Origin of the sequence: Pseudomonas sp. Kh14 (assembly GCF_900291005.1) — a bacterium.
GTDB lineage: Bacteria > Pseudomonadota > Gammaproteobacteria > Pseudomonadales > Pseudomonadaceae > Aquipseudomonas > Aquipseudomonas alloputida.
Genome location: NZ_OLKJ01000022.1, coordinates 263010 through 273361, shown reverse-complemented (window position 1 = coordinate 273361; position 10352 = coordinate 263010). Strand labels below are relative to the sequence as shown.

The 10352-nt window shown below is 62.7% G+C and carries 6 protein-coding genes; all 6 read right to left on the bottom strand.

Features of this window, described 5'->3' with window-relative positions; genetic code table 11:
- Window positions 1-228: 228 nt before the first annotated feature.
- On the bottom strand, window positions 229-1002 hold the full coding sequence (locus FQ668_RS10910; RefSeq protein ID WP_014591720.1) for an enoyl-CoA hydratase: 774 nt from the start codon (window positions 1000-1002) through the stop codon (window positions 229-231).
- Between the two features lie 13 nt (window positions 1003-1015).
- Complete coding sequence (locus tag FQ668_RS10905) at window positions 1016-2143, bottom strand: acyl-CoA dehydrogenase (RefSeq protein ID WP_110159746.1); 1128 nt, start codon at window positions 2141-2143, stop codon at window positions 1016-1018.
- An 8-nt stretch (window positions 2144-2151) separates the two neighbouring features.
- Window positions 2152-3345 carry an acetyl-CoA C-acyltransferase gene (locus tag FQ668_RS10900; protein ID WP_019437598.1) on the bottom strand — a complete coding sequence of 398 codons (1194 nt, stop codon included), beginning with the start codon at window positions 3343-3345 and terminating at the stop codon, window positions 2152-2154.
- 11 nt (window positions 3346-3356) lie between these two features.
- The gene (locus FQ668_RS10895) at window positions 3357-4124 is read right to left on the bottom strand and encodes an SDR family NAD(P)-dependent oxidoreductase (RefSeq protein ID WP_144180102.1); all 768 of its coding nucleotides are present in this window, start codon (window positions 4122-4124) and stop codon (window positions 3357-3359) included.
- Window positions 4125-4137: 13 nt separating this feature from the next.
- Entirely contained in the window at window positions 4138-5784 is a 1647-nt protein-coding gene (locus FQ668_RS10890; protein ID WP_144180099.1) for an acyl-CoA synthetase, read from the bottom strand.
- A 122-nt stretch (window positions 5785-5906) separates the two neighbouring features.
- Window positions 5907-10352: an NEL-type E3 ubiquitin ligase domain-containing protein gene (locus tag FQ668_RS10885; protein WP_144180096.1), complete on the bottom strand. Its 4446-nt coding sequence runs from the start codon at window positions 10350-10352 to the stop codon at window positions 5907-5909.

Genomic DNA, 10352 nt, shown 5'->3' with positions numbered 1-10352 from the left:
CCTCCCGGGAGTACGCGCTGCAGGCCCCATCCATGGGGCCTCAGCGCTTGACGGGCATCCATGCCCGTCACCTCCCTCCGCAAGCCCTGCGCTCGGCCTCCTGAAGTCGCAATCTGCGTCGCCTGAACTATCGCGCACTTAGAAGCAAAAGCCACGGCAACGGCAACGGCAACGGCAACGGCAACGGCAACGGCAACGGCAACGGCAACGGCAACGAACCGAGTCTGATCAACGGTCCTTGAACTGTGCCTCACGCTTGGCGATGAATGCGGCCATGCCTTCTTTCTGGTCTTCGGTGGCGAAAGCCGCATGGAAGACCCGACGCTCAAAGCGAACCCCCTCGCTGAGGGTGACTTCAAATGCTCGGTTGACGCTCTCCTTGACCATCATGCTCACCGGAATCGACTTGCTGGCAATGGCCGCGGCCACCTTCAGCGCCTCTTCCACCAGCTCTGCTTGCGGCACGATCCGCGCCACCAGGCCTGCACGCTCGGCTTCTTCCGCCCCCATCAGGCGGCCGGTCAGGCAAAGCTCCATGGCCTTGGCCTTGCCCACCGCACGCGTCAGGCGCTGGGTGCCGCCCATGCCCGGCAGAACGCCCAGGTTGATTTCCGGTTGACCAAATTTGGCATTGTCCGCAGCGAGGATAAAGTCGCACATCATCGCCAGCTCACAGCCGCCGCCCAGGGCAAATCCAGACACGGCAGCAATGATCGGCTTACGGCGATTGGCAATGCGGTCGGCGTCGCTGAACAAGTCGTCGACGTAAATCTGCGGGTATTGCAGCTCGGCCATTTCCTTGATGTCGGCGCCAGCGGCAAAGGCTTTGGCCGAGCCTGTCAGCACCACGCAGCCGATGTTCGGGTCGCGCTCGAGCTGGTCCAGAGCCTGGTTGATCTCGCCGACAATCTGCGCGTTCAGCGCATTGAGCGCCTGCGGCCGGTTGAGGGTGATCAGGCCGACCTTGCCGTGGATGTCCAACAGGATGGTTTCGAATGCCATGCAGTCTGCTCCTTCAAAGATTGCGCGCAATGACCATGCGCTGAATGTCGCTGGTGCCTTCGTAGATCTGGCAAACCCGAACGTCGCGGTAGATCCGCTCCAGCGGGAAGTCACTCAGATAGCCATAACCGCCCAGGGTCTGCAAGGCATCCGAACAGACCTTTTCGGCCATTTCCGAGGCAAACAGCTTGGCCATCGACGCTTCCACCAGCGCCGGGCGCCCCGCATCACGAAGGGCGGCGGCGTGCAATACCATCTGCCGGGCAACGGAAATTTTCGTTGCCATGTCGGCCAGGCGAAACGCCACGGCCTGGTGCTCGATCAGCGCTTTGCCAAAGCTCTGGCGCTCGTTGGCATAGTCCCGCGCCACTTCGAACGCCGCGCGGGCCATACCCACCGCTTGCGAGGCGATGCCGATACGGCCGCCTTCAAGGTTGGCCAGGGCGATCTTGTAGCCTTCACCCTCCGCGCCCAGCCGGTTGGCCACTGGCACGCGCACATTGTCGAAAACGATCTGGCAGGTGTCGGAGGCGTGCTGGCCGAGTTTGTCCTCCACCCTCGCTACCTGGTAGCCCGGCGAATCGGTCGGCACGATGAAGGCGCTGATGCCTCGCTTGCCAGCCTCCGGGTCGGTGACTGCAAACACGATCACGACGCCGGCGTTCTGCCCCGAGGTAATGAACTGCTTGCTGCCATTGAGCACGTAGTGGTCGCCTTCCAGGCGGGCGCGGGTCTTCAGGCTGCTTGCATCGGAGCCAGCCTGCGGCTCGGTCAGGGCGAAAGCTCCGAGCATCGCACCTGTGGCCAGCGGGGTGAGGAACTGCTCTTTCTGCTGCTCGTTGCCGAAGCGCAGGATCGGCACGCAACCCACCGAGTTGTGCACGCTCATGATGGTCGAGCAGGCGCCATCGCCCGCGGCGATTTCCTCCAAGGCCATGGCATAGGCCACATAACCGGTGTCGCTACCGCCCCACTGCTCCGGCACCAGCATGCCGAACAGGCCCAGTTCGGCCATTTCGTCGATGGCCACTTTCGGGAAGCGATGTTCCTTGTCCCATTGCTCGGCAAACGGCTTCAGGCGTTCCTGGGCGAAAGCACGTACCGCGTCGGCAATCTGTTGTTGCTCGTCATTTACCAGCATGGTTCACCTCAGTACAGGCATTCAACAGCCATGGCCGTGGCCTCGCCACCGCCGATGCAGATGGCCGCCACACCCCGACGCAGATTGTTCTGGCGCAAGGCCGACAACAGGGTGACCAGAATACGTGCGCCAGAAGCGCCGATCGGGTGGCCGAGGGCGCAAGCGCCGCCGTGGATATTGACCTTGTCGTGTGGCAGATCGAGGTGTTTCATGGCCGCCAGGGTGACCACGGCGAAGGCCTCGTTGATTTCGAACAGGTCGACTTCGGCCAGGTTCCAGCCGGTGCGCTTCATCAGTTTGTCGATCGCGCCGATCGGGGCGGTCGGGAACAACGCCGGGGTGTCGGCAAAGGCGGCGTGACCGTGGATGACGGCCAATGGCTTGAGGCCACGTTTGTCGGCCTCGGAGCGGCGCATCAGTACCAGCGCCGCAGCGCCGTCGGAAATCGAACTGGCGTTGGCCGCCGTCACGGTGCCGCCTTCACGAAACGCCGGTTTGAGCTGCGCAATCTTGTCCAGGCGCGCCTTGGGCGGCTGCTCGTCATCCTTGATGACGCGCTTTTCCTTGCCCTCGGTGACTTCCACCGGCACGATCTCGGCGGCAAAACGACCGCTGCTGATGGCATCCTGCGCTCGGGTCAGCGAGGCGATGGCGAACTGGTCCTGGGCTTCGCGGCTGAAGGCATTGGCCTGGGCACAGTCCTCGGCAAAGGTGCCCATCAGGCGGCCTTTGTCGTAGGCGTCTTCGAGGCCGTCCATGAACATGTGGTCGATGATCTTGCCGTGGCCCATGCGGTAGCCGCCACGGGCTTTGTCCAGCAGGTACGGCGCGTTGGTCATGCTTTCCATGCCACCCGCCACTACCACGTCTGCGGTGCCGGCCAGCAGCAGGTCATGGGCCATGATCGCGGCTTGCATACCCGAGCCGCACATCTTGTTCAAGGTGGTGCAGGTGGTGTGTTTGTCCAGCCCGGCGCCCAGCGCGGCCTGGCGTGCCGGCGCCTGGCCCTGGCCGGCCGGCAGCACGCAGCCGAACAGTACCTGCTCGACACAGGCGGCATCGATGCTGGCACGTTCCACGGCAGCACGAATGGCGGCGCTGCCCAGTTGCGGCGCAGTCAGGCTCTTGAGGTCGCCCTGCAACCCGCCCATGGGCGTGCGCACGGCGCTGACGATAACGATGGGGTCATTGGCGAGGGTCATGTTCGCTCTCCTTACTTGGCAGCCATGCGCAGCGCACCGTCGAAGCGGATGACCTCACCGTTGAGCATGCTGTTCTCGATGATATGGCGGGCCAGCGCGGCGTATTCCTGCGGGCGGCCCAAGCGGGGCGGGAACGGTACGCCGGCAGCCAGCGAAGCACGTACCTCTTCGCTCATGCCGGCCATCATAGGGGTTTCAAAGATACCCGGAGCGATGGTCATCACGCGGATGCCGAAGCGTGCCAGTTCGCGCGCGGCCGGCAAGGTCAGGCTGGCAATGGCCCCCTTGGAGGCAGCGTAGGCGGCCTGGCCAATCTGGCCGTCATAGGCGGCAATGGAGGCCGTGTTGATGATGACCCCACGCTCGCCGCTCTCATCGGCAGCCCCTTCGGCCATGGCCGCCGCAGCCAGACGCAACAGGTTGAAGCTGCCGATCAGGTTGACGTTGATGACCTTGGCGAAGCTGGCCAGGCCATGCGGGCCCTGCTTGCCCAGCACCTTCTCGGCACCGACGATGCCGGCACAATTGACCAACCCATGCAAGCTGCCAAAGGCGCTGACAGCTGCATCGACAGCCGACTGGGCCGCCTGCTCGTCACTGATATCAGCCACGGTGAAACGGGCATTGTCGCCCAGTTCGCGGGCCTTGGCTTCGACAGCCTGGGCATTGAGGTCGACCAGCATGACCTTGGCGCCAGCCTCGACCAGCATCTGTGCAGTCGCAGCACCCAGCCCGGAAGCGGCGCCGCTGACGATGAAATGTTTATTGGCTATGTGCATGAGTACTTTCCTTTCAGACGCTGGCAGGGGTGGCCTGTTGCGCTTGTTGTTTGGCGACTTCCTGGTTGCGCAGGATGAAGCGTTGCAGCTTGCCGCTCGGGGTCTTGGGCAGCTCGCTGACGAATTCGATTTCCCTGGGGTAGGCATGCGCGTAGAGGCGCTGGCGCACATGCTGGCGCAAGGTTTCTTCCAGCTCGACGCTGCCGGCGTAGCCGCTGGCCAATACCACGAACGCCTTGATCAGCTCGGTACGCTCCGGGTCGGGCTTGCCGATCACCGCTGCCTCGATCACCGCCGGGTGCTCGATCAACGCGCTTTCCACATCGAACGGCCCCACCCGGTAACCGGAGGTGGTGATCACGTCGTCGCTACGGCCAACGAAGCTGATGCTGCCATCCGGGTTCAGCTCGACAGTGTCGCCGCTGAGGTAGTACTTGCCGACGAAGGCTTTGGTCGGCAGGCCGTGGTAACCGCCGAACCAGCACAGCGGCGACTGCTCACGGTCAACGGCGAGGATGCCTGGCTGGCCGGCTGGCAGTTCGTTGCCCTGCTCGTCCACCACCACGATGCGGTGGCCGGGGATGGCATAGCCGGCAGAACCCAGGTGCACCGGATGCTGCAGGCCATGGTGGTTGCACAGCACCATGCCCAGTTCGGTCTGGCCGTAGTGATCGTGAATGGTCACGCCCAGCTCGTCGGCGAACCAGCGGATCACCTCGGGGTTAAGCGGTTCGCCGGCACTGCTGACCACCCGCAGGCGGCCCTTGATCGGTGCCGAGAAATCTTTGCCCGCCGCAATCAGCAAGCGATACGCGGTCGGCGAACCGGCCAGGTTGGTGATACCCAGCTTGTCGATCACCCGGGCGCAGCTCTCGACACTGAACGGGCCATCGTAGAACGTGGTGGCGTGCCCCAGCGACAACGGACCGGTAACGGCGTAATACAAGCCGTAAGCCCAACCCGGGTCGGCCAGGTTCCAGAAGTTGTCCTCGGGCAGCAGCTCGATGGCATCACGCATGTAGCCCTGAAACGCGACGATCGCACGCAGTGGCACTTCCAGGGGTTTTGCCGGGCCAGTGGTTCCGGAAGTGAACATCAGCAGGAATGGATCGTTGCCTGAGCGCATCACCGGCTCACATACGTCCGCTGCGCGTTCCAGGCATTGCTGGAAGTCCAGCTCACCACTGCGGGCCTTGACAGTGATGATGGTCGGGCAGGCATGCACGTCGTCCAGCTTGGCGCGGTTGTGGCTATCGGTGACCACCACTCGGGCATGGGATTGCTCAAGCCGGTGCTCGATGGCCTTGGGGCCGAACGCGGTGAACAAGGGCTGGTAAACCGCCCCGAGGCGCCAGGTAGCGAGGATGGTCACCAGCAGTTCAGGGGTACGCGGCATCAAGCCGGCAACCCGGTCTCCGGCGCCTACCCCCTGCGCCTTTAACACATTGGCGAACCGGGCAGCCTGCACCTGAAGCTGATCGAAGCTATAGCGCGCGCTGTTACCATCGCGGTCCTCATGAATCAGTGCCAGCCTGCCGTCACCGGCATGCCGGTCACAGCATTCGACACAGGCATTAAGGGCTTCAAGGTTGCCGTGCAATGCCGTCACAACGGCCTGGTCATGGTCGAACGTACGAGCGGCCTCGGCGTAATCGCGCATCATCGGACTCCTGGTTTCTTGTTTTTGGAGTTGAAGCATCGGTCCGACGATGTTCGCGCCGCTCATGCGCGGCGGCAATGGCCAAAGCTGTCAATCTGGATGACTGGTTTGGCCGCCGCTAATCACCCCTCTGCGCGCTCGGCTGCACGCAGGTAGGACTGGGTGAGCCCTGCGACCAGGCGCTCGATATCGAGGACCTGCTGTTCCTGCAGCCGGCGTAGTTGCTGCTCGAAGGCCGCGGGCGCCAAGACAGGACGTTGAGCCTGCAGCTCAAGCGTGCGCCGAGTGTAATCCGCACTGAGGGCATCGAACATTTGGTCATGTTGCTGGCGCAGGTAACGGCGCCAGAACGCGCGCTGGCTCAGGCTATCGGTCAGGCCCTCGATGGTCTGCGCGCGCGTAACCCGCAGGAACGCATCCTCTACCTGGGCCTGTGTCAGCGCGACAGACTCGGGATAGCGCATGGCATACGGCTGGTTGGGCAACCGCAAACGGCTACGAAGTTGCACCCTGTAAGCCAGCCCCAATGCCAACTGGTCAACATGTTCACTGGCAGCCAGACGCTGCCGGCCATCCTGGTAGGCAATCCCTTCCAGTTGATCCAGCCGGAACAGTTGCCTGCCCAGTTCAAGCAACTCGCCCCTGCGTTCAGGGTTGACTGCGGCGGCTTCGGCCTGCGCCTGCCTCACCAATACCTGCAATGCACTGAAATGGCTGGCAACGGCGTCCGAACATGACAGCGGCAGGCCGGCCCGCTCAAAAATCCGCCGGCACAGCACCGGGTCGCCGTCCAGCGTAGCCAGCAGTGTCCATACCCCGTCAACCAGCGCATCCCGCCCTTCACCCGCTTGGCTGTAGTCCGCAGTCATCTCCAGGCGAGCCAACAACCTGAACAACCCGCTGCTACCTGCTTGCGCCAGCAACCGCAGCCACACGGCCTCACGCTCGGCCTGAACCGTCGCATCCGTATGGCCTACCCAACGCGTACGGGCCCTGGCCAGGTCAACTGACCCCAACTGCTCAGGTGAGTGCCGGTGTTCTTCGATCACATCGAGGGCATACAACCTTCGTTGCTGCATGACCGACAAGGGGTTGTCCTCCATCAGAATGGCCTGTCGAAATGCATAAGGCATCAGCTGGATCTCGGTGGGCACTTCGCGGAGTTGGTTGTTGCGCAAGTCAGCACGTTCAAGTAGACCACAGAGCTCCAGGCGACGCGGCCAGCTGCCCAGCCGACAATGACGCAGGTTCAGGCTTGTCAGCCGAGAAAGTTGGTGGAAGCTCATGTCGAGCGCTTCCAGCCGGTTATGACTGAGATCAAGATGCACAAGGTTGGACAAACCATGCAGAACGCTGATCGCCTGGGCGTCGAGGCGTATCTCGTTATGCGCCAACCGAAGCGATTGAAGATTCGGTAAATGGGCAATGCCTGTTGGTAGACGCATCAACGCGTTGTTGTTGAGGTTCAGGTGCGTCAAGGCAGTAAACGGGCGAAGGAAGTCGGCCGGAATGTCAGTAATCAGGGTGTCGTTCACGCTCAGCAGGGTAATGCGATGGAAATCGATGTGCGGCGGTAGTGCCGGCAGTGTGCGCAAACTCAAACCGCTCATCGACAAGCGCTGCCCCTGTGTTTGCCCCTCGCCGGCCGAAACAGGCTCGCCCTGCAGTCGCCAGGCTCGCAGGATGCTGTCGGCCGTCAACCTGCGGTCGGCGCGTCGACCCTCCTGCAACTCGGCACCGACCCAGCGGTTGAGGTACAGCACTAGCTGGTCATGTGCTTCCTGCAGTTCTACCAGGCGCTCGAAGACTGGCTGCGGGCCTTGTTGCACACGCGCCAGCTCCACATCGAGCGCGGCCTCGTCCAGGCCAGGATAAAGCGATCGTAGCTGATCGCGAATGATCGCTCGCTCATCCCTGGGAGCAGCGCCAGGGCGACCACTGAGCGGGTATCCCACGCGCCCATCGTCCATGCGACGCCCTGGATTGAGCCAGGCCTGCTCCTCTGGCCAGCCGAGCATGCGCGCGATATCCCAATGGGTAGCGGGTAACCGCGCCAGAAGCTTCTCACGCAGTTGGCTCGCCGCCGCACTGCCCACCAGTTGCATCGCTGCCCGCTGCTCTGATGTCAGTGCGGCAAAAAGCGCCTCGAAGATACATCCCGGCTCGTCAGCGATAAGCACGTGTGGCACACCTGACCCGTTGTAGATCAGAAACCTGCCTTCATGCCGGACCACTATTCTTCTTGCCTCGGTTCGCCCGCCGCTACCGAGGCGCCTGATAGACCGCCCATCCAGCCCGCGGTCGCGCAAGTCGAGGTCAAGTTGCTCGAGTTCGAAGCTATCCAGCAACGCAAGGGCCAACTCGCCGGTGACATCACTGTACGCCGTGCTCAGATACAACCCCGCCAGCCCCCGGCTCAGGCGAGCCAGACGCAAGAGCGAACGGGCGTTCTTCGCGCACGGCAATGGCAGCCGCCGCTCGACCCGCGCCATTTGGTGCTCAAGCTCATGCGCCTGGCCGGTTACTTCATTTATGTAGGCCGAAGGCAAACCCGGGAAGTCGCGTTTTACCAACATGCTGAGCGGGTCTGCTGCCAGTGACTGTTCTGTCAGGTGAGCAAACAATTGCGGCCGCAACCCGGCCTCATGCACCTGCATCTGCTCCAGTCCGGCGCCCACGCCTGGCCTTGCTTCACACCAGGCCAGCAGCTCCCTGTCCGATGGCATCAACGCCTTCAGCCGAACACGCTGGAAAAACCTTTGAATGCGTGCATGCGCCTGGAAGGCGCGCAACGTTTGGCCAAGGCTCACCGGCGCCGGGCGATTCTCCACGAGAACGCCGCGCAACAAGTCTGCATCGATACCTGCCACCCGCATTATCTGCTCGGCCTGATGCGCGTCGACAGGGGAAAGCTGTGGCCATAATGCATCCGGCATGCGGGCAGGCGCCTGCCAGCTTAAGGGTTGTTCACGCATCAGCTGCCAGCCACGCTCACCGTTGTGCAACACGACCGGCCCGTAGCCCCCCTCACTCGCTGCATGGCGCAGGCGATAGGGGCCATCGGCGACGGGCTGGTGCACTTCGAGGGAACGTCCATCGATACGGACCCAGCGGCAGCCCGCCTCGCCACCGCGCTCCTCCTCGAGCAGATCGACAGGGCCCGGCAATGATCGATAATTCCTGGCGTTGAACTGCCACAGCCGACCGCGCCCATTCCCAACGCTTACCGGCTCCAGGCCCGCGACAAACGCACTGCGCACAAAACTGACACCCGCCACCGTCGCCGCGGTAGCCGCCAAGGTTTCGGCGACCCCCAGCAGATGCTGCAGCGCTTCGTGTTGGTGCCCCTTCGACCAATCCCTCATCCCTTCGAACACTTCGGCGCACGTCTGGGCAACCACCTGCCCCAGCAGCACGCCCCCCACAGCCGGGATGAAAAGGCCGGCGAGGTTTACCAGGTCCAGACCTGCCGCCTTCCACTCAGCGTGTCTGGCGCTAATCGCCCGGCTATCAGCGTCAGCGGTTGGTACCAGCAGCAACCGGGCATCTTCCTTGACCCGTTGCACTTGCCGAGTCGCCAGTTGCGTGAAAACCCCTCCTCCAGGTGTTTCACCCTCAAGCTCCAGGTCCGGCAGCTTGTCTTTCAGGCGCTTGCCGAGGGTACTGACAAAACCTGCACGGTGCTCAAGGCTGATGAGCTGTGTGAAGTACTGCCAGTAACCGGGATCTTGCAACAACCTCGCCACGGTACTGTTCATGGAGGCGGCATTGTCGAAGAACCGCAATGCCTGCCGGGGATCACCAGGCAGGTAAAGTACGATGCCCCGTTCATTTCCCGCCTTGTCATGCAGGTGAATCAGCAAGCCATCGACCACAGGTTTCCCTATTGCCCTCAACAGCATGGCTTTGCCTTCGAGCCCTTGTTGTCGCCGCTCCTGAGCGGGGTCCAGCACTTCACGCAAGGCAAGCTGCACATCGACGCTTATGCTTCCCTGCAAAGCCGCAAGCTCGGTCGCCAGCTTCAACCCCGAACGTTTGTCTTCAGCCAGCACCGCCTGGGTAGCTGGCGGGAAGATCCTTTGCAACGCGTCCTGATAACGCTGACCTACGTCCAGATTGCGACAGGCCGTAATCAATGCTTCCAGCGATGCATTCAATGGTTTGTCGCTGCCTGGCAAAACCAGCCCCGTGCCCTCGTAGTAGCGGGTATTCGCAGCAAAGTTGCGCATCAGCCGCAGTAACCCGTTCTCACGCGTCTGGCTGTACCCGTATGTCTGTTGCAAGGTACCGGGCAGTGTGCCGAAGTGTGGCGCCACCCGCAGCCACTCGAGCTGGGTAAATACCTGCCCGTCCGGCAACGGTGCATCCAGCAAAGCCGCCAGGTGCTTCTCGGCAAACTGCTGGAGCGGCAGTAACTCAAGTGTCAGGCCACTCAAGCGTGCCTGGCTGGCGTGGTGCGCGTTCAGGCTGGTGCGCAGAGTGTTGATCTGGCCCCTTGACGCGCGTTTGAGCCATTCAGGTAATCGGGCACCGATGAATGGGTCATGGCCCGTCGCGTTGATGATCAT

Coding starts and splice junctions, on each gene's coding strand:
- FQ668_RS10900 (WP_019437598.1), bottom strand. CDS start 3,345: ATGACCCTCGCCAATGACCCCATCGTTATCGTCAGCGCCGTGCGCACG.
- FQ668_RS10890 (WP_144180099.1), bottom strand. CDS start 5,784: ATGCGCGATTACGCCGAGGCCGCTCGTACGTTCGACCATGACCAGGCC.
- FQ668_RS10910 (WP_014591720.1), bottom strand. CDS start 1,002: ATGGCATTCGAAACCATCCTGTTGGACATCCACGGCAAGGTCGGCCTG.
- FQ668_RS10895 (WP_144180102.1), bottom strand. CDS start 4,124: ATGCACATAGCCAATAAACATTTCATCGTCAGCGGCGCCGCTTCCGGG.
- FQ668_RS10885 (WP_144180096.1), bottom strand. CDS start 10,352: ATGATCATCAACGCGACGGGCCATGACCCATTCATCGGTGCCCGATTA.
- FQ668_RS10905 (WP_110159746.1), bottom strand. CDS start 2,143: ATGCTGGTAAATGACGAGCAACAACAGATTGCCGACGCGGTACGTGCT.